Genomic DNA, 18,939 nt, shown 5'->3' on the forward strand with positions numbered 1-18,939 from the left:
GCTGGTCCACCCCCGGGACGGGAAAACTCTCCATGAGCCTGCACGGTCTGCTCGACGCCGTCGTCAACGATCCGGCGCTCGCCGAAGCGGTGAGGGCCGCGGCCGACGGGAACCGGCCGCACGTCGACCTCGTCGGCCCGCCCGCCGCCCGCCCCTTCGCCATCGCCGCGCTCGCCCGCTCCGCCGGGCGGCCCGTCCTCGCCGTGACCGCGACCGGCCGGGAGGCCGAGGACCTGGCAGCGGCGCTGCGCTCGCTGCTGCCCCCCGACGGCGTCGTGGACTACCCCTCCTGGGAGACGCTGCCGCACGAGCGGCTCTCGCCGCGCTCGGACACCGTCGGCCGGCGCCTGGCCGTGCTGCGCCGGCTGGCGCACCCCAGCAAGGACGACCCGGCCGCCGGCCCCGTCAGCGTCGTGGTGGCGCCCGTACGGTCGGTGCTGCAGCCGCAGGTCAAGGGGCTCGGCGAGCTGGAGCCCGTCTCCCTGCGCAGCGGGCGGAGCGCAGATCTGGGCGAGGTCACCGAGGCCCTGGCGGCGGCCGCCTACGCCCGGGTCGAACTGGTGGAGAAGCGCGGCGAGTTCGCGGTGCGCGGTGGCATCCTCGATGTGTTCCCGCCGACCGAGGAGCACCCGCTGCGGGTCGAGTTCTGGGGCGACGACGTCGAGGAGATCCGCTACTTCAAGGTCGCCGACCAGCGGTCCCTGGAGGTCTCCGAGCACGGCCTGTGGGCCCCGCCCTGCCGTGAGCTGCTGCTGACCGACAGCGTGCGGGAGCGGGCCGCGGCCCTGGCCGAGCAGCACCCGGAGCTGGGCGAGCTGCTCGGCAGGATCGCGGAGGGCATCGCGGTCGAGGGCATGGAGTCCCTCGCACCCGTCCTGGTGGACGACATGGAGCTGCTGCTGGACGTGCTGCCCGCCGGCAGCATGGCGGTGGTGTGCGACCCGGAGCGGGTCCGGACCAGGGCCGCCGACCTCGTCGCCACGAGCCAGGAGTTCCTGCAGGCGTCCTGGGCAGCCTCCGCCGGCGGCGGCGAGGCGCCCATCGACGTGGACGCCGCCTCCCTGCGGGGCATCGCCGACGTCCGCGACCGGGCCCGCGAGCTCGGCATGATGTGGTGGTCCATCAGCCCCTTCGCCGCCGACGAGGAGGAGCTGGACGGCGACACCCTCAAGCTCGGCATGCACGCCCCCGAGACCTACCGGGGTGACACCGCCCGCGCCCTGGCCGACACCAAGGGCTGGGTGGCCGACGGCTGGCGCACCGTCTTCCTCACCGAGGGCCACGGCCCCGCCGCCCGTACCGTCGAGGTGCTCGGCGGCGAGGGCATCCCCGCCCGCCTCGACGCGGACCTGGCAGGGCTGACCCCCTCCGTCGTACACGTGACCTGCGCGAGCGTCGACAACGGCTTCGTCGACCCCGGCCTGAGGATCGCCGTACTGACGGAGACCGACCTGTCCGGGCAGAAGTCGGCCAGCAAGGACCTGGGCCGGATGCCGGTCCGCCGCCGCAAGACCATCGACCCGCTGACCCTGCAGGCCGGCGACTACATCGTCCACGAGCAGCACGGCGTGGGCCGCTACATCGAGATGGTCCAGCGCACCGTGCAGGGCGCCACCCGCGAGTACCTGCTCGTCGAGTACGCCCCCGCCAAGCGCGGCCAGCCCGGCGACCGCCTGTACATCCCCACCGACCAGCTGGAGCAGGTCACCAAGTACGTCGGTGGCGAGGCCCCCACCCTGCACCGCCTGGGCGGCGCGGACTGGACGAAGACCAAGGCGCGCGCGAAGAAGGCCGTCAAGGAGATCGCCGCCGATCTGATCAAGCTCTACTCCGCTCGGATGGCCGCCCCCGGCCACACCTTCGCGCCCGACACCCCCTGGCAGCGGGAGCTGGAGGACGCCTTCCCCTACGCCGAGACCCCGGACCAGCTCACCACCATCGCCGAGGTCAAGGAGGACATGGAGAAGTCCGTCCCCATGGACCGCCTGGTCTGCGGCGACGTCGGCTACGGCAAGACGGAGATCGCGGTCCGCGCGGCCTTCAAGGCGGTGCAGGACGGCAAGCAGGTCGCCGTTCTGGTGCCGACCACGCTGCTGGTGCAGCAGCACTTCGGGACGTTCTCCGAGCGGTACTCCCAGTTCCCGGTCGCGGTGAAGGCGCTGTCCCGCTTCCAGACGGACACCGAGGCCAAGAACGTCCTGGAGGGGCTGCGCGAGGGCTCGGTCGACATCGTGATCGGTACCCACCGCCTCTTCTCCTCCGAGACGAAGTTCAAGGACCTGGGCCTGGTCATCGTCGACGAGGAGCAGCGCTTCGGCGTCGAGCACAAGGAGCAGCTGAAGAAGCTGCGCGCCAACGTCGACGTGCTGACGATGTCCGCCACGCCCATTCCCCGCACCCTGGAGATGGCGGTGACCGGCATCCGCGAGATGTCGACGATCACCACGCCGCCGGAGGAGCGCCACCCGGTGCTGACCTTCGTCGGCCCGTACGACCAGAAGCAGATCGGCGCCGCGATCCGCCGTGAGCTGCTGCGCGAGGGCCAGGTCTTCTACATCCACAACCGGGTCGAGTCCATCGACCGGGCGGCGGCGAAGCTGCGCGAGATCGTCCCCGAGGCGCGCATCGCCACGGCGCACGGACAGATGGGGGAGAGCGCGCTCGAACAGGTCGTCGTCGACTTCTGGGAGAAGAAGTTCGACGTGCTGGTCTCGACGACGATCGTCGAGTCGGGCATCGACATCTCCAACGCCAACACCCTCATCGTCGAGCGCGGCGACAACTTCGGCCTCTCCCAGCTGCACCAGCTGCGCGGCCGCGTGGGCCGCAGCCGCGAGCGCGGCTACGCCTACTTCCTGTACCCGCCGGAGAAGCCGCTCACCGAGACGGCCCACGAGCGCCTGGCCACCATCGCCCAGCACACGGAGATGGGCGCGGGCATGTACGTGGCGATGAAGGACCTGGAGATCCGCGGCGCGGGCAATCTGCTCGGCGGCGAGCAGTCCGGGCACATCGCGGGCGTCGGCTTCGACCTCTACATCCGCATGGTCGGCGAGGCGGTCGCCGACTACCGGGCCTCCGTCGAGGGCGGCGCGCAGGAGGAGGCACCGCTCGAAGTCAAGATCGAGCTGCCGGTCGACGCGCACGTCCCGCACGACTACGCGCCGGGTGAGCGGCTGCGCCTGCAGGCCTACCGTGCCATCGCCTCCGCCACCAGCGAGCAGGACATCAAGGCCGTCCGCGAGGAGCTCACCGACCGCTACGGCAAGCTGCCGGAGCCGGTGGAGAACCTGCTGCTGGTCGCGGGCCTGCGGATGCTCGCCCGCGCCTGCGGGGTCTCGGATATCACCCTCCAGGGCCCCAACGTGCGCTTCGGCCCCGTCGAGCTGCGCGAGTCCCAGGAGCTGCGGCTCAAGCGGCTCCACCCGCGTACGGTCATGAAGCCGGCCACCCGGCAGATCCTGGTGCCGCGCCCGGCGACCCGCCCCATCGGCGGCAAGCCGCTGGTCGGCCGGGAACTGCTGGCGTGGACGGGCGAGTTCCTCACCACCATCCTGGGCTGAGGCCCGGGCGGCGGGAGCGGCGGCTACGGCACCCTGTGGAGCACCGCGTAGCCGCCGCCGGTGCCGAGGACGGCGTAGCGCGCGCCGGGGTGCATCCGGTGCGCGTCGCCGGCCAGGTCGGCGGCGGTCCTGCCGTCGGCCAGGTGCAGCGCGACGTAGTCGGGGGTGACCCCGCGGGTGTCGCCTATCCATAGGACGCGGCAGCGGGCCACGAGCCGGCTTATCGGGCCGACGTCGGCCTCGACGGTCGCGTTGTCGGGGATGCGGTCCAGGAGCTGTTCGGCGGCCTCGACGCTCGGCGGTACCCGGTAGGTGTCGGGCAGGGTCAGGCTGTACAGGGGCAGTGACGCGGTCATGGCCAGGGCCGCGGCGGCGACGGCCGCGGGCAGCTGGTGGGCGTAGGAGCGCAGCCAGGGGCGGCGGCTGTGCCGGGCCCGGGCGAGCGCGTCGGTCAGCGCGATGAAGACGACGGGCATCAGGACGGCGCTGTAGTGCCAGTCGGTGCCCCAGTAGTGGTCGTCGTGCGAGACGAAGCGCCAGCCCAGGGTCGGCAGGGCGGCCAGCAGCACCGGTGAGCGCAGGGCCAGCAGCCCGGTGGTGGGCAGCAGCACCCACGCCAGGGTGCGCAGCGCGGTGTCGACGGGGATGACGGGGGCGGGGCCGGTGCCGCCGCTCAGCTTGTTCCAGTAGTCGTAGCCGCCGCCGCTGTTGAAGCCCGGGATGACCAGCCAGAGGGTCACCGCGGTGGCGGCGAGCCCGAAGGCCACCAGGGCGGCGGCCGGGGCCGTCGCCCGCGCCCGGCGCCCGGAGCCGCGCTGCCGCACGAGTATCAGGACGCCGATGGCCGCGGCCGTGATCCCCAGGTCCTCCTTGACCAGCACCAGCGGCGCGGCCCAGAGCACCGCGGCCCGCGCGCGGCCGCGCACCACGGCCTCCAGGGAGAAGGCCAGCAGCGGCATGGCGAAGGCGATTTCGTGGAAGTCGAAGTCGACCGCGCGCTGCACTCCCCACGACAGCCCGTAGGCGGCCCCGATCGCGAGCCCCCGCGGCCGCCCGAGGAGGTGCGCGGCGAGCCGGGTGACCGGCACGGCGGACAGGGCGAAGAGCGCGGCCTGTACGACGAGGAGCGTCACCGGGGTGGGGAAGACGCGGTAGAGCGGGGCGATCAGCGCGGTGACGGGGCTGAAGTGGTCCCCGAGGATGTTGGTGCCGGGGCCCTTGAGGTCGGCTATGGGCGCCTGGAGGCGTGAGTAGGCCCGTATGGCCTGTTCGAAGATGCCCAGGTCCCACGACATGGTCAGCATCCGCCGGTGCCGGCTGAGCGAGAGCGCGGTGTAGAGGACGAACAGGACGCCGCCCACCCAGTACGGGTCCAGGCGCGGGGCGCGCAGCCGGGCGCCCCGGGTGCGCCGCACGGGCGCGGCTTCGGCCCTGCTCCGGCCCTGGGCGGCGACGGAGGTGGTGGCCGAGTCCATGGGCGGTCCCTCTTCGCGGTGGTGGTCTGTGGGGGTTCGGTCTTGAAGTATGCGTCCTTCATCCTGATCGTTACGACGGGCCCGGCCGCGGGAGGCGGTGCCCGCGTGCCCCGGCGCCCCGTGAATCGTTGGCCGAATCAGTGGCTTGGGCCACGCGGACTCCCTACCATCGGTCAACGCCGGGTCGTCGCCCGCCCGTCACCCGACCACCGCCCCCGCGTGGGGGCCCTCGCCCCGTACCTGTTTGATCGCGATCTTCGCCGGGAGGCTTCATGATCCGCCGCAGGACAGCGCTCTCCTTCTCCGCCGCCGCTCTGCTCGCCGCGGCGCCCGCTCTCACCGCGTGCGGCTCCGCACCGCACCCGGGGGCCGCGGCCGTCGTGGGCAGGGACCGGATCACCGTGTCGCAGCTGCAGAACCAGGTGGCGGACGTGCGCGAGGCGCAGCGCTCCTCGCCGGAGGGCGCGCAGCTGCTGGCGGGCAGCGCACAGCTCGGCCAGGACACACTGATCCGGATGATCCAGTACCGGATCATCGAGAAGGCCGGCGAGGACAACGGCGTGGAGGTCACGCGCCGTGAGCTGCAGCAGCGGCGCGGGCAGGTCGAGCGGGTGCTCGGCGGCCCGCAGGCCGTCGAGGACCGCTTCCTCGCGGCCGGCATCGCGCCCGGGCAGATCGACCAGGAGCTGATGATCGGGCTCGTCCGCACGAAGCTGGAGGACAAGCTCGGCAAGGCCCGCACCGGCGAGGTCCTGATGAAGACCTCCGACTCGCTGCGCGTGGACGTCAATCCGCGCTACGGCACCTGGGACGCCAAGCGCGGCACCGCCCGCGCCGCGCTGGAGCCGTGGCTGCGGCCGGCGACGCCGGGCCCCGAGGCGGCGTGAGCCGGTGCGTGGTCGGGAGCGAGCGTGATGGCGGCCTGCCTGGGCGACGACGCATTGGGGGCGTAGTTGCGCGCGGCCGCCTGCGCCGTGCTGGGGCCGTAGCTGCGTTCGGCGGCGCCGGGCCCTGAGCCGGTGTGAGCCGGTGCGTGGGCGGTCGTGCGTGGTTCGGAGCGAGCGTGATGGCGGCCTGTCTGGCCGACGACGCATTGGGGGCGGAGCCGCGCGCGGCCGCCTGCGCCGCGCTGGGGCCGTGGCTGCGGCCGGTGGTGCCGGGCCCCGAGGCGGCGTGAGCCCGTGCGCGGGCGGTCGTGCGTGACGGCGGCCTGCCTGGCCGAGGCATGCGGGCGTAGCCGCGCGGCACCGCCCGCGCCGCGCTGGAGCCGTGGCTGCGGCCGGCGGCGCCGGGCCCCGAGGCGGCGTGAGTCCGTGGGTGGTTCGGAGCGAGCGTGACGGCGGCCTGCCTGGCCGAGGCATTGCGGGCCTGGTCGCGCGCGGCCGCCTGCGCCGGGTCCCGAGCCGACGTGAGCCCGTGCTCGGGCGGTCGCCTAGGCTCGACCGCGTGAACGACTCCTTCGGCCGCATCGTCCTGCTCACCACCAGCCACCGGGTCGCCCCCGGCCTGCTGTCCTGGCCCGCGTGGCAGATGCTGCGCGGCGCCGGCCGGGTCCTGTGCGCCGATGCCGGCCACCCGCAGCTGCCGTATCTGCGGGAAGCCGGCGTCGAGGTGGAGCACGCCTCGCCCACCGCCCGCGAGCTCGTCGACTACTGCGCGGACGGGCAGCGCACCGCCGTCGTGATCACCTCCGCCGAGGGCGAGTCCGCCCTCACCGACGGCCTGGCCCGGCTGGCCGGCTCCGGCCGTGAGCCGATGCCCGCGCTGGAGCTGCTGCCGGGCTCCTACGACCTGCCCGGCGCCCGCCTGCTCGACCTGGTCCAGGTCATGGACCGGATCCGGGCCGCCTGCCCCTGGACCGGCATCCGCACCCACGAGGACCTGGCCAAGTACGGCCTGGAGGAGATGTACGAGCTGCTGGAGGCCATCGAGACCGGCGACCGGGAGGCGCTGCGCGAGGAGCTCGGCGACGTGCTGCTCCAGGTCGTCTTCCACGCCCGCATCGCCCAGGACGACCCGGACGAGCCGTTCTCCGTCGACGACGTCGCGGGCGGCATCGTCGACAAGCTCATCCACCGCCACCCGCACGTCTTCGGCGAGGAGTCCGCCGAGACGCCCGAGGACGTCAAGGCCCACTGGACGCGCACGAAGGCCGCCGAGAAGCGCCGCGACTCCGTCACCGAGGGCGTCCCCCTCGGCCAGCCCGCCCTCGCCCTCGCCGCGAAGCTCGCCTCCCGGGTCCGTGCCGGGGGACTCGACGTCGCCCTGCCGGCCGGGGAGGGCGTCGGCTACGAGCTGCTGGCCCTGGCCGTACGGGCGGAAGCGGCCGGCACCGAGCCGGAGACGGCCCTGCGGGCCGCCGCCCGTACCTACCGGGACGCCATCCGGGCCGCGGAGGAGGCCGCCGGGGAGTAGGGGCCGCGGGCCGCGCCACTCGTTCGGCCCACGCGCAGTCTTGACCGGGCGCCCGGGGGGTACCCGACATCCATGCGCACTGACCACTTGGACCTCGCCCTTCCGCACTGGGTCGGCGGCACCGCCCCCTTCATCGTGGGGCTGTGCGTCTGCGGCCTGCTGCTCGCCGCCTTCGTGTACGGGCAGCGGTGGCGCGACAGGGAGCCGCCGCCCCCGGCGCAGCCGCAGCGCCGCCAGGGCTCCTGGCAGACGCGGGAGGAATACGACAGGGGCCCCGCCTCCCCCGACCACGGCCCCGGGCACAACGACGACGAGGACAAGGCGGTCGGCTACGTCGTCGAGCACCGGGAGTCGGACCCGCTGCAGTCCGAGGCCAACGGTGAGCGCGTGCTGCCGCACGAGATCAACAATCCCGGCAGCCACTCCGAGGAGCAGTCCGAGGAGCGCAAGAAGTGGGACCCGGGCAGCAGCGGCTCCTTCGGCAGCGGCGGCAGCGGGCACCACTAGCGGGCCGCGAGCGGCGGCAGCGGGCACCACTGGCGGGCCGCGACCAGCGGCGGCGGGCATCACTAGCGGGCCGCGGGCAGCGGCGCGGGTACCACTGGCGGGCCGCGGGCAGCGGCGGCGGGCATCACTAGCGGGCCGCGGGCAGCGGCGCGGGCACCACCAGCGGGCCGCGACCAGCGGCAGCAGGCACCACTGGCGGGCCGCGACCAGCGGCAGCAGGCATCACTAGCGGGCCGCGGGCAGCGGCGCGGGTGCCACCAGCGGGCCGCGACCAGCGGCAGCAGGCACCACTGGCGGGCCGCGGGTAGCGTCGGGGCGTGCACGACACGAACGACCGTATGAACACGCCCCCCGCCCCGCCGCTCTTCACCTGGGAATTCGCCACCGACCCCTACCCCGCGTACGCCTGGCTGCGCGAGCACGCCCCGGTGCACCGCACCGCCCTGCCCAGCGGCGTCGAGGCCTGGCTGGTCACCCGGTACGCCGACGCCCGCCAGGCGCTCGCCGACCAGCGGCTGTCGAAGAACCCCGTGCACCACTCCGAGAGCGCCCACGGCAAGGGCAAGGTGGGCATCCCCGGCGAGCGCAGCGCCAATTTGATGACGCACCTGCTCAACATCGACCCACCGGACCACACCAGGCTGCGCCGCCTGGTCTCCAAGGCGTTCACCCCGCGCCGGGTCGCGGAGTTCGCGCCCCGGGTGCAGGAGCTGACCGACCGGCTCATCGACGACATCGCCGGCAAGCAGGGCGTGGAGAGGGGGACGGCCGACCTCATCCACGAGTTCGCCTTTCCCCTCCCCATCTACGCCATCTGCGACCTGCTCGGGGTGCCGGCCGAGGACCAGGACGACTTCCGCGACTGGGCGGGGATGATGATCCGCCACGGCGGCGGGCCGCGCGGCGGAGTGGCCCGCGCGGTGAAGCGGATGCGCACCTATCTCGCGGAACTGATCCACCGCAAGCGGGAGAATCCCGGTGATGACCTCATCTCGGGACTCATCAGGGCGAGTGACCACGGCGAACACCTGACGGAGAACGAGGCCGCGGCCATGGCCTTCATCCTCCTCTTCGCCGGTTTTGAAACAACTGTGAACCTGATCGGTAACGGAACCTACGCGCTGCTGCGCAATCCCGGGCAGCGCGAGCGGCTCCAACGCGCCCTGCACGAGGGCGACGAGAGCCTGCTGGCCACGGGCGTGGAAGAGCTCCTGCGCTACGACGGCCCGGTGGAGCTCGCCACATGGCGGTTCGCCACCCAGGACCTGACCCTGGGCGGACAGCGCATCGCCGAGGGCGACCCCGTGCTCGTCGTCCTCGCCGCCGCGGACCGCGACCCCGAGCGGTTCGCCGACCCCGACACCCTCGACCTCGCCCGGCGCGACAACCAGCACCTGGGCTACGGGCACGGCATCCACTACTGCCTCGGCGCACCCCTGGCGCGCCTGGAGGGCCAGACCGCGCTGGCGACGCTGCTGCGCCGCCTCCCCGACCTCCGGCTGGCCGCCGACCCGGCGGACCTGCGGTGGCGCGGGGGGCTGATTATGCGTGGATTGCGCACTCTGCCCGTCGAGTTCACCCCCCGGACGCCGTAGCAAATGACGCCATGTCAACCGGAGTGACCTTCGCGTGACCTCGGCTACACCGGCTTGTGACTGCCCGGAGCCGTCGCTATGTTCGACGACCACATCGGCCGCCACTCGAGAGGACATCGCATGCGCTTCGGAAACGGAAGACATCGCCGCCCCCGTCAGGTACCCGCCATCGTGCTCGCGGCGGGGGTGACGGGGGCGGGCATCGCGATGCCGCTGATGGCGGCCACCGGAGCGTCCGCAGCGGACGCAGGCACCTGGGACAAGGTCGCCCAGTGCGAGAGCGGAAGAATGTGGAGCGCCAACGCCGGCAACGGATTCTTCGGCGGACTGCAGCTCACCCAGGAGATGTGGGAGCAGAGCGGCGGCATCTCCTACGCCCCCCGCCCCGACCTCGCCAGCAGGGCCCAGCAGATAGCCGTCGCCGAACGGATCCTGGCCGCCCAGGGCCCCGACGCCTGGCGCAGTTGCGCCGTCAGTTCGGGCCTGTCCAAGGACGCCCCGGCGCCGGACGTGAACCCCGGCCGGATCCAGAGCCCCGAGCCGGAGGCGACCACGCCCGCGCCCGAGCGCACCACCCCCGCCACGCCCGGGCACACGACCCCCGCGCCGGACGACCGTGCCCCCGGCTCCGCCGGGCCCACGCCCGGCGCGTCCCCCTCGCCCGGCACGCCGGCACCCTCCGCCGACCCGTCCGGGATCCCGTCGGCCATCCCGTCCACGGGCTCCTCGGCCCCCGCGAGCGGCACGCCCGGCCAGTCCGGTGACAAGGACCGCAAGGACCCGTCGGCCGAACCCTCCAACGGCCCCGCCACCCCGTCCGGTACGCCCTCGGGCACGCCCGCCGAGCCCGCGCCCGGCGCCACGCCCGCGCCCGGTGACGCGAGCGGGGAGGCCGGTACGGGCAAGCACCGCGCCGAGCCGCCGCGTTCCGGCGAGACGCAGCGCCCCTCGCGCGACGGCGGCGACGGACGCACGGGCGTCCCGGCCGCGGACGGCTACACCGTGCAGCCCGGTGACAACCTGTCAGCCATCGCGCAGGACCACTCGGTCACCGGTGGCTGGCAGACGCTCTATCAGAAGAACGAAAAAGTTGTCGGATCCGATCCGGACCTCATCCAGCCTGGTCAGCGACTCGACGTCCGTAAATAGCAGGGAGGTTCGGGCCGAATGTCCGTTCCAGTCGAAAGTGAGACATGGCTCTCGTTGACTGGACGCTGGACGGGACGCATCCGTTCTCCTCAAACCCCCTCTCACCTGCGGAAACAGGAGGTTCCTGCGGGTAACTTCAAGCAACTGTGGCTGAAAAGTGGGGTTTGAACCCGTCGGCCGCCTGTGTTTAACGTCGTCACCGCTCGTCATCGCGAGCACCGCGGTCGTCACGCCGAATCCTGCCGGCGACCGGGGGAGTCGTCGCGCAAGCGCCGTTGGCAGGAGCGGGGGAACCAAGGTAAGCCGCCGGAACGGCCGACGGTCTCGCGACCGGAGGACGGAACGGCTCGGGGTGAAGCCCGGAGCGCAGCCGCGCACCGGGCCGGGCAAACTCACAGCCCGAACCCGACAGCTCACCTCGTAGGCGTCGGTGAGGAAACCGACTCATGTCCAAGGGCAAGCACCGTCGTCCGTCCAAGGCCGTCCGCATCGTCACGCTCGCCGGCGTCACCGGCGTCGCCGTGGCAGCCCCGCTGATGGTCGCGACCTCCGCCAACGCCGCCTCCGTCTCCACCTGGGACAAGGTCGCCCAGTGCGAGTCCACCGGGAACTGGCACATCAACACCGGCAACGGCTACTACGGTGGCCTGCAGTTCTCGCAGTCCTCCTGGAAGGCCGCCGGCGGCACCCAGTACGCCGCGCGTGCCGACCTCGCCACCAAGGCCCAGCAGATCGCCACCGCCGAGCGCCTCCTGGCCATGCAGGGCCCGGGCGCCTGGGGCTGCGCGGGTGCCGGCGGCCTGAGCTCCGGTGGCGCGAAGGCCGACGTCGACACCTCCGGTTCCGGTTCCGGCGCCGTGTCGAAGAAGTCCTCGAAGTCCTCGCAGTCCGCCCCCGCGAGCGGGAACTCCGCCGGCAGCCGCGCCGACCGTGCCGAGCGCCCCGCCGCGCCCAAGCACGCCAAGCCGGCGCAGGAGTCCGAAGAGGCCCCGGCGGCCCCGAAGCAGAGCGCGCCCAAGCACGCCGCTCCGAAGACCGTCAAGCAGGGCGACGGCGAGTACGAGGTCAAGGAGGGCGACACCCTCGGCTCGATCGCCACGGCCAAGAAGGTCGACGGCGGCTGGCAGAAGCTGTTCGACCGCAACAAGGACATCATCGACAACGCAGATCTGATCTTCCCGGGTCAGAAGCTGCACCTCAGCTGATCACCGGCTGAGCGAGTCCGCTCATCCGCGAGTCCGCTCATCCGCGGGACCGCCCCGCTCCGATGCGTCTTCCCCCCCGAGCCGCATCGGAGCGGGGCTCCGCCGTTTCCCGGGGCACTGCCGGGCGGCGGCCCCGGGCGGCGTTCCCATTGAGCGAACACATCGTCCATTCATCCCGTGATCTCGGCTTTTGTGCCAATTTTCGGTCCGGCAACCGGTCCAAGGGCGGGCGCAGCCTCCGGGGCCCGTTAGGCTCGTGCTGCAGAACTCCAGACACACCACGAAGGAGACCCTCGTGCCGTCCATCGACGTCGTCGTAGCTCGCGAGATCCTCGACTCGCGAGGCAACCCCACGGTCGAGGTCGAGGTCGGCCTCGACGACGGCTCCACGGGCCGTGCCGCCGTGCCGTCCGGCGCCTCCACCGGCGCCTTCGAGGCCATCGAGCTCCGTGACGGTGACCCGAACCGCTACCTGGGCAAGGGCGTCGAGAAGGCCGTTCTCGCCGTCATCGAGCAGATCGGCCCGGAGCTCGTCGGCTACGACGCCACCGAGCAGCGCCTGATCGACCAGGCGATGTTCGACCTGGACGCCACCGACAACAAGGGCTCGCTCGGCGCCAACGCCATCCTGGGCGTCTCCCTCGCCGTCGCGCACGCCGCCTCCGAGGCGTCCGACCTGCCGCTCTTCCGTTACCTGGGCGGCCCGAACGCGCACCTGCTGCCCGTTCCGATGATGAACATCCTCAACGGCGGCTCGCACGCCGACTCCAACGTGGACATCCAGGAGTTCATGATCGCGCCGATCGGCGCGGAGTCCTTCTCCGAGGCGCTGCGCTGGGGCACCGAGGTCTACCACACCCTCAAGAAGGTCCTGAAGAACCGCGGCCTGTCCACCGGCCTCGGCGACGAGGGCGGCTTCGCCCCGAACCTGGGCTCCAACCGCGAGGCCCTGGACCTGATCCTCGAGGCCATCAAGGAGGCCGGTTACACCCCCGGCCAGGACGTGGCCCTCGCGCTCGACGTCGCCGCCTCCGAGTTCTACAAGGACGGCAAGTACCTCTTCGAGGGCAAGGAGCGCTCCGCCGCCGAGATGACCGAGTACTACGCGGAGCTCGTCGACGTGTACCCGCTCGTCTCCATCGAGGACCCGCTGTTCGAGGACGACTGGGACGGCTGGAACGCCATCACCGAGAAGCTGGGCGACAAGGTCCAGCTCGTGGGCGACGACCTGTTCGTCACCAACCCCGAGCGCCTGGCCCGCGGCATCGAGGAGAACTCCGCCAACGCCCTGCTCGTCAAGGTCAACCAGATCGGCTCGCTGACCGAGACCCTGGACGCCGTCGAGCTGGCGCAGCGCAGCGGCTTCAAGTGCATGATGTCCCACCGCTCCGGCGAGACCGAGGACGTCACCATCGCCGACCTGGCCGTCGCCACCAACTGCGGCCAGATCAAGACCGGTGCCCCGGCCCGCTCCGAGCGCGTCGCCAAGTACAACCAGCTGCTGCGCATCGAGGAGATCCTCGACGACGCCGCGGTCTACGCCGGCCGCAGCGCGTTCCCGCGGTTTCGCTCCGCGAACCAGTAAGCACTGCAAGGGCTGAGCCTCAAGGGCTGACCTTCTCGCCAGTCGCCGTACGTCCCCGGCCGCGGTCCCGTACCGTGTCCGGGGACGTATCGTTCGTGAGTACGCCATGACTCGGCCGACTTCGGGGAGGCGACGTGGGCGCGGACCGGTTCTCCACCGCGACCAGGCTCAAGGCGCTGGGGACGGCGCTCGTGCAGGGGCCGGCCGCGGCCCGGGTCTACCGTGCCCGGCCGCAGCGGCGCAGCCGGCTCACCGGCCGTGCGGCGCTGCTCGCGCTCGTCGTCTGCTCCCTCGTCGTCGCCCTCGCCTACCCCATGCGCCAGTGGGTCACCCAGCGCTCGGACATCGCCGACCAGCGGCGCCTGACCGAGCACGCGCGGGCGCAGGTCAAGCGGCTGCGCGACGAGAAGGCACGGCTGGAGGACCCGGCGTACGTCGAGCAGCAGGCGCGTCAGCACCTGCACTTCGTACGCCCCGGCGAAATCGGCTACAGCGTGGTGGACGGCAGCGGCGTCACCAGACCCCGCAAGGACGAGGGCGCCGCCGACCGCCCCTGGTACAGCAACCTCTGGGACGGCGTGGACACCTCCGACGACCACCGCTGATCCCGCACATTCTTTCTATAAGACCGAGCGAGCACGAGCGAGCACATGGACACCCCTCCTCCGAAGACCGAGCCCACCGAGCCGACGGACGCGGACATCGCCGCGTTCAAGGAGCAGCTGGGGCGGGAGCCGCGCGGCCTGCGCGCCATCGCGCACCGCTGCCCCTGCGGTCAGCCGGACGTGGTCGAGACGGCCCCCCGGCTGCCGGACGGCACGCCGTTCCCGACGACGTACTACCTGACCTGCCCGCGTGCCTCGTCCGCGATCGGCACGCTGGAGGGCTCGGGCCTGATGAAGGAGATGCAGGACCGGCTGGCGACCGACCCGGAACTGGCCGCCGCCTACCGGGCCGCGCACGAGGACTACATCGCGCGCCGCGACGCGATCGAGGTCCTGCAGGGCTTCCCGAGCGCGGGCGGCATGCCCGACCGGGTCAAGTGCCTGCACGTGCTGGTCGGGCACTCGCTGGTGGCCGGCCCGGGCGTGAACCCCTTCGGCGACGAGGCGCTGGCGCTGCTGCCGGAGTGGTGGGCCAAGGGCCCGTGCGTGAGCCCGTGCGCCGACTCCGGCGAGGGATGCGCATGACGCGCGTCGCCGCCGTCGACTGCGGCACGAACTCCATCCGGCTGCTCGTCGCCGACGCCGACCCCGCCACCGGAGAACTCAAGGAGCTCGACCGGCGGATGACGATCGTCCGGCTCGGCCAGGACGTGGACCGCACGGGACGGCTGGCGCCGCAGGCGCTGGAGCGCACCTTCGCCGCGTGCCGGGAGTACGCCGAGGTCATCGAGGCGCACGGCGTGCGGCGCGTGCGCTTCGTGGCGACCTCCGCCTCGCGGGACGCGGAGAACCGCGAGGACTTCGTGCGGGGCGTCGTCGGGATCCTGGGCGTGGAGCCCGAGGTGATCAGCGGTGACCAGGAGGCGGAGTTCTCCTTCACCGGCGCCACCAAGGAGCTCACCGGGCGGCACGATCTGGCCAAGCCGTTCCTCGTCGTGGACATCGGCGGTGGCTCGACCGAGTTCGTGGTCGGCGAGGAGCACGTGCGGGCCGCCCGCAGCGTGGACGTGGGCTGCGTACGCATGACGGAACGTCATCTGGTGGTGGACGGCGAGGTCACCGACCCCCCGTCGGCCGCGCAGGTGGCGGCGATACGGGCCGACATCGAGGCCGCGCTGGACCTGGCCGGGCAGACCGTGCCGCTGACCGAGGCCCGCACGCTCGTCGGCCTGGCCGGCTCGGTCACCACGGTCGCGGCGATCGCCCTGGGCCTGCCGGAATACGACTCCGCGGCCATCCACCACGCACGGATCTCCCTGGAGCAGGTCCGGGAGATCACCCACCGGCTGATCTCCTCCACCCACGAGCAGCGCGCCGCGATCCCGGTGATGCACCCGGGACGGGTCGACGTCATCGCCGCGGGGGCGCTCGTCCTGCTGTGCGTGATGGAGCGGACGGGTGCCCAGGAGGTCGTCGTCAGCGAGCACGACATTCTCGACGGCATCGCGTGGAGCGTTGCGTAAAGGGACGTTCCGGGCAGGTGAAGGGGATTGCGGACCCCGAGCCGGGGAATGTTCGTGAAATCCTTCACATGAAAAAGCGGTCACGAGATCCCGGAATGAGGCCTTCAGGCCCTCTTCCGGGCGCCGCACGGCCCTCGCGCCCGGAAACCGTCCAGTTTCTGGCGTGTTAAAGACCCGCTTATGCGGGTCTCCCGCCGACTGTGGTCCAGTCGTCCCGCACGCCGCAAGCCCAGTTCAGCGGGGGTGATCAACGCCCGGCCGGGCGGCTTGGTTCCACGACGGCGCTATGGCGTCGGTCACGGGGGCGGCGGAGTGTAGCAGACAGGCCCACGCTCCTTGTGAAGGGGCTCACGAGCACCCCTCCCGAGAGTGCTGGATACTCGAAACATGAGCACCACGGAGCGTCCACGGATCCTCGTAGTAGGCGGCGGTTACGTCGGCCTGTACGCGGCGCGCCGCATCCTGAAGAAGATGCGGTACGCGGAGGCGACCGTCACGGTCGTCGACCCGCGCTCGTACATGACGTACCAGCCCTTCCTCCCCGAAGCAGCCGCCGGCAGCATCTCCCCTCGCCACGTCGTGGTGCCGCTGCGCCGCGTGCTCCCGAAGGCGGAGGTCCTGACCGGCCGTGTCACCACCATCGACCAGGACCGCAAGGTAGCCACCATCGCGCCGCTCGTCGGCGAGGCGTACGAGCTGCCCTTCGACTACCTGGTCATCGCGCTCGGCGCGGTCTCCCGTACCTTCCCGATCCCCGGCCTGGCCGAGAACGGCATCGGCATGAAGGGCATCGAGGAGGCCATCGGCCTGCGCAACCACGTACTCGAGCAGCTCGACAAGGCCGACTCGACCAAGGACGAGGAGATCCGCCGCAAGGCGCTCACCTTCGTCTTCATCGGCGGTGGCTTCGCAGGCGCGGAGACCATCGGCGAGGTCGAGGACATGGCGCGCGACGCCGCCAAGTACTACCCGAACGTCAAGCGCGAGGACATGCGCTTCGTCCTCGTCGACGCCGCCGACAAGATCCTCCCCGAGGTCGGTCCCAAGCTCGGCGAGTACGGCAAGAAGCACCTCGAGAGCCGTGGCGTCGAGATCTACCTCTCGACCTCCATGGACTCCTGCGTCGACGGTCACGTCGTGCTGAAGAACGGCCTCGAGGTCGACTCCAACACCATCGTGTGGACCGCGGGCGTCAAGCCCAACCCGGCGCTGGCCCGCTACGGCCTGCCGCTCGGCCCGCGCGGTCACGTCGACACCTCCGAGACCCTCCAGGTCCAGGGCACCGACTACATCTGGGCCGCGGGCGACAACGCCCAGGTCCCGGACGTCGCCTCCCGCAAGGCCGGCAACGAGAACGCCTGGTGCCCGCCGAACGCCCAGCACGCGCTGCGCCAGGCCAAGGTCCTCGGCGACAACGTGATCTCCGGGATGCGTGGCTTCCCGCAGAAGACCTACGCGCACTCCAACAAGGGTGCGGTGGCGGGCCTCGGCCTCCACAAGGGCGTCGCGATGATCGTCATGGGCAAGATGAAGATCAAGCTCAAGGGCCGTCTCGCCTGGTACATGCACCGTGGCTACCACGGCATGGCCATGCCGACCTTCAACCGGAAGATCCGCGTCCTTGCGGACTGGACCCTCGGCCTGTTCCTCAAGCGCGAGGTCGTCTCCCTGCGCGCCATGGAGAACCCGCGCGAGGAGTTCTACGAGGCCGCGAAGCCGGCCCCGCAGGCCGCCGCCAAGTCCGACGCGGGCACGGCCCAGAAGGCCAAGGCCTCGTAAGCAAGACCGCTGTGTGAAGGGCGTCCACCAATCCGTGGGGTGGGCGCCCTTCGCGTTGCCGTTGACCTAATCTGGACCAAGAGGGATCACAGCACGGCCCGTTGGTGTTCAGGTGTCAGGTGGAACTATCTCCTGACACTTCATCATGGAGGTGTGCGACATGGCCGAGGCCGCTCGACGGCTCACCGCACTCGCGCAACAGGTCCTGGGGACCCCGCTCCCGGTCCGGCTGCGCGCCTGGGACCGCAGCGAGTCGTCGGGCCCGCCCGGCACTCCCGGCTCCCCCGGCACCCCCGTCCTGGTCATCCGCCGCCGCCGGGCCCTGCGCCGCATGCTGTGGAAGCCGGGCGAGCTCGGACTGGCCCGCGCCTGGGTCGCCGGTGACATCGACATCGAGGGCGACCTCTACCAGGCCCTGGACCTGCTCGCCGGGCACCTGTGGGAGCGCGAGGAGGACACCGCCCGGCGCAGCGGCCCGGCCGCCCTCGTCCACGCCCTCCGCGACCCCGTGCTGCGCGCCGCGGGCCGCGAACTGCTCCGGCTCGCCGGGCCCTGGCCGCCGCCCGCACCGCCGCGCGAGGAGGCCCGTACCGGCGGCGGACCCCTGCACACCGTGCGCCGCGACAAGCGGGCCATCAGCCACCACTACGACGTCGGCAACACCTTCTACGAGCGCGTCCTGGGCCCCTCGATGGTCTACTCCTGCGCCTACTGGCCCGGCCCGGACGCCACCCTGGAGGACGCCCAGCACGCCAAGCTCGGCCTCGTCTGCCGCAAGCTGGCCCTCGCCCCCGGACAGCGGCTGCTGGACGTCGGCTGCGGCTGGGGCTCGATGGTGCTGCACGCCGCCCGGGAGTACGGGGTGCACGCGGTCGGCATCACCCTCTCCGGGGAACAGGCCGTCTACGCCCGCAAACGGGTCGCAGAGGCCGGTCTGGCGGACCGCGTGGAGATCAGGGTCCAGGACTACCGCGAGGTCCGCGACGGGCCGTACGACGCCCTGTGCTCCATCGGCATGGCCGAGCACGTCGGATCCGAGCGCTACGCCGAGTACGCCCACGAGCTGCACTGCCTGCTCCGGCCCGGCGGCCGGCTGCTCAACCACCAGATCGCCCGCCGCCCCCTGGCGGACGAAGCGGACTACCGCGTGGACGAGTTCATCGACCGCTACGTCTTCCCCGACGGCGAACTGGCCCCCCTCGGCCGGACCGTGACCCAGCTGGAGGCCGCCGGGTTCGAGGTCCGGGACGTGGAGGCGCTGCGCGAGCACTACGCCCTGACGCTGCGCCAGTGGGTGGCCAACCTGGAGACGCACTGGGAGGAGGCCGTGCGCCTGACCTCACCGGGCCGGGCCCGGGTGTGGCGGCTCTACATGGCCGCCTGCGCGCTGTCCTTCGAGCGCAACCGCCTAGGGGTCAATCAAGTACTGGCCGTGCGCACGCCGGAGACCGGCGCGGCGGGCATGCCGCTGCGCACGCGCGACTGGCGCTGAGCGCACGCGAAGGGGCCCGGTCCGCGTGGACCGGGCCCCTCCTTCT

Annotated in this window: 14 protein-coding genes and 1 riboswitch; of the genes, 13 read left to right on the plus strand and 1 reads right to left on the minus strand. The window is 72.2% G+C overall.

Annotated features, from left to right (window positions below; genetic code table 11):
• Positions 1 to 32: 32 nt before the first annotated feature.
• Entirely contained in the window at positions 33 to 3,563 is a 3,531-nt protein-coding gene (gene mfd, locus AB0F13_RS09825; protein WP_362077920.1) for a transcription-repair coupling factor, read from the plus strand.
• A 23-nt stretch (positions 3,564 to 3,586) separates the two neighbouring features.
• Here mfd and AB0F13_RS09830 read toward each other — a convergent pair whose 3' ends face one another.
• Complete coding sequence (locus AB0F13_RS09830) at positions 3,587 to 5,038, minus strand: DUF2079 domain-containing protein (protein WP_362077923.1); 1,452 nt, start codon at positions 5,036 to 5,038, stop codon at positions 3,587 to 3,589.
• 272 nt (positions 5,039 to 5,310) lie between these two features.
• Between AB0F13_RS09830 and AB0F13_RS09835 the strand changes: the two genes are divergently transcribed.
• The 12 genes from AB0F13_RS09835 to AB0F13_RS09890 all read left to right on the plus strand — a co-directional run bounded on the left by AB0F13_RS09835 (position 5,311) and on the right by AB0F13_RS09890 (position 18,893).
• Complete coding sequence (locus tag AB0F13_RS09835; RefSeq protein ID WP_362077926.1) at positions 5,311 to 5,925, plus strand: SurA N-terminal domain-containing protein; 615 nt, start codon at positions 5,311 to 5,313, stop codon at positions 5,923 to 5,925.
• 559 nt (positions 5,926 to 6,484) lie between these two features.
• The gene (locus AB0F13_RS09840; protein WP_362077929.1) at positions 6,485 to 7,453 is read left to right on the plus strand and encodes a nucleoside triphosphate pyrophosphohydrolase; all 969 of its coding nucleotides are present in this window, start codon (positions 6,485 to 6,487) and stop codon (positions 7,451 to 7,453) included.
• 72 nt (positions 7,454 to 7,525) lie between these two features.
• Complete coding sequence (locus AB0F13_RS09845) at positions 7,526 to 7,960, plus strand: DUF6479 family protein (RefSeq protein WP_362077932.1); 435 nt, start codon at positions 7,526 to 7,528, stop codon at positions 7,958 to 7,960.
• A gap of 338 nt (positions 7,961 to 8,298) precedes the next feature.
• Positions 8,299 to 9,555, plus strand: coding sequence for a cytochrome P450 (locus AB0F13_RS09850; RefSeq protein WP_362077935.1), 1,257 nt, complete (start codon positions 8,299 to 8,301; stop codon positions 9,553 to 9,555).
• 120 nt (positions 9,556 to 9,675) lie between these two features.
• Entirely contained in the window at positions 9,676 to 10,704 is a 1,029-nt protein-coding gene (locus AB0F13_RS09855; protein WP_362077938.1) for a transglycosylase family protein, read from the plus strand.
• Positions 10,705 to 10,998: 294 nt separating this feature from the next.
• A riboswitch (cyclic di-AMP (ydaO/yuaA leader) is annotated at positions 10,999 to 11,146 on the plus strand.
• A 4-nt stretch (positions 11,147 to 11,150) separates the two neighbouring features.
• On the plus strand, positions 11,151 to 11,909 hold the full coding sequence (locus AB0F13_RS09860) for a transglycosylase family protein (RefSeq protein WP_362077941.1): 759 nt from the start codon (positions 11,151 to 11,153) through the stop codon (positions 11,907 to 11,909).
• A gap of 295 nt (positions 11,910 to 12,204) precedes the next feature.
• On the plus strand, positions 12,205 to 13,494 hold the full coding sequence (eno, locus tag AB0F13_RS09865) for a phosphopyruvate hydratase (protein ID WP_362077944.1): 1,290 nt from the start codon (positions 12,205 to 12,207) through the stop codon (positions 13,492 to 13,494).
• Positions 13,495 to 13,628: 134 nt separating this feature from the next.
• Complete coding sequence (locus tag AB0F13_RS09870) at positions 13,629 to 14,099, plus strand: septum formation initiator family protein (protein ID WP_362077947.1); 471 nt, start codon at positions 13,629 to 13,631, stop codon at positions 14,097 to 14,099.
• 45 nt (positions 14,100 to 14,144) lie between these two features.
• Positions 14,145 to 14,684, plus strand: a complete 540-nt coding sequence (locus AB0F13_RS09875; RefSeq protein ID WP_362077950.1) for a DUF501 domain-containing protein — start codon at positions 14,145 to 14,147, stop codon at positions 14,682 to 14,684.
• Positions 14,681 to 15,622 (plus strand): Ppx/GppA phosphatase family protein, encoded by a 942-nt coding sequence (locus AB0F13_RS09880; RefSeq protein WP_362077953.1) that lies wholly within the window; start codon positions 14,681 to 14,683, stop codon positions 15,620 to 15,622. The genes AB0F13_RS09875 and AB0F13_RS09880 overlap by 4 nt, the downstream gene beginning before the upstream one ends.
• A gap of 387 nt (positions 15,623 to 16,009) precedes the next feature.
• Positions 16,010 to 17,401, plus strand: coding sequence for an NAD(P)/FAD-dependent oxidoreductase (locus AB0F13_RS09885; protein ID WP_362077956.1), 1,392 nt, complete (start codon positions 16,010 to 16,012; stop codon positions 17,399 to 17,401).
• Between the two features lie 160 nt (positions 17,402 to 17,561).
• Positions 17,562 to 18,893: a class I SAM-dependent methyltransferase gene (locus tag AB0F13_RS09890; RefSeq protein ID WP_362077959.1), complete on the plus strand. Its 1,332-nt coding sequence runs from the start codon at positions 17,562 to 17,564 to the stop codon at positions 18,891 to 18,893.
• Positions 18,894 to 18,939 lie beyond the last annotated feature (46 nt).

The organism is Streptomyces sp. NPDC026206 (genome assembly GCF_040638465.1).
In the GTDB taxonomy this organism is placed as follows: Bacteria; Actinomycetota; Actinomycetes; order Streptomycetales; family Streptomycetaceae; genus Streptomyces.

What these genes read in the sequence shown, in the direction of transcription:
- mfd (WP_362077920.1), top strand. Translation starts at nt 33, where the DNA reads ATGAGCCTGCACGGTCTGCTCGACGCCGTCGTCAACGATCCGGCGCTC.
- AB0F13_RS09830 (WP_362077923.1), bottom strand. Translation starts at nt 5,038, where the DNA reads ATGGACTCGGCCACCACCTCCGTCGCCGCCCAGGGCCGGAGCAGGGCC.
- AB0F13_RS09835 (WP_362077926.1), top strand. Translation starts at nt 5,311, where the DNA reads ATGATCCGCCGCAGGACAGCGCTCTCCTTCTCCGCCGCCGCTCTGCTC.
- AB0F13_RS09845 (WP_362077932.1), top strand. Translation starts at nt 7,526, where the DNA reads ATGCGCACTGACCACTTGGACCTCGCCCTTCCGCACTGGGTCGGCGGC.
- AB0F13_RS09850 (WP_362077935.1), top strand. Translation starts at nt 8,299, where the DNA reads ATGAACACGCCCCCCGCCCCGCCGCTCTTCACCTGGGAATTCGCCACC.
- AB0F13_RS09855 (WP_362077938.1), top strand. Translation starts at nt 9,676, where the DNA reads ATGCGCTTCGGAAACGGAAGACATCGCCGCCCCCGTCAGGTACCCGCC.
- AB0F13_RS09860 (WP_362077941.1), top strand. Translation starts at nt 11,151, where the DNA reads ATGTCCAAGGGCAAGCACCGTCGTCCGTCCAAGGCCGTCCGCATCGTC.
- AB0F13_RS09875 (WP_362077950.1), top strand. Translation starts at nt 14,145, where the DNA reads ATGGACACCCCTCCTCCGAAGACCGAGCCCACCGAGCCGACGGACGCG.
- AB0F13_RS09880 (WP_362077953.1), top strand. Translation starts at nt 14,681, where the DNA reads ATGACGCGCGTCGCCGCCGTCGACTGCGGCACGAACTCCATCCGGCTG.
- AB0F13_RS09885 (WP_362077956.1), top strand. Translation starts at nt 16,010, where the DNA reads ATGAGCACCACGGAGCGTCCACGGATCCTCGTAGTAGGCGGCGGTTAC.
- AB0F13_RS09890 (WP_362077959.1), top strand. Translation starts at nt 17,562, where the DNA reads ATGGCCGAGGCCGCTCGACGGCTCACCGCACTCGCGCAACAGGTCCTG.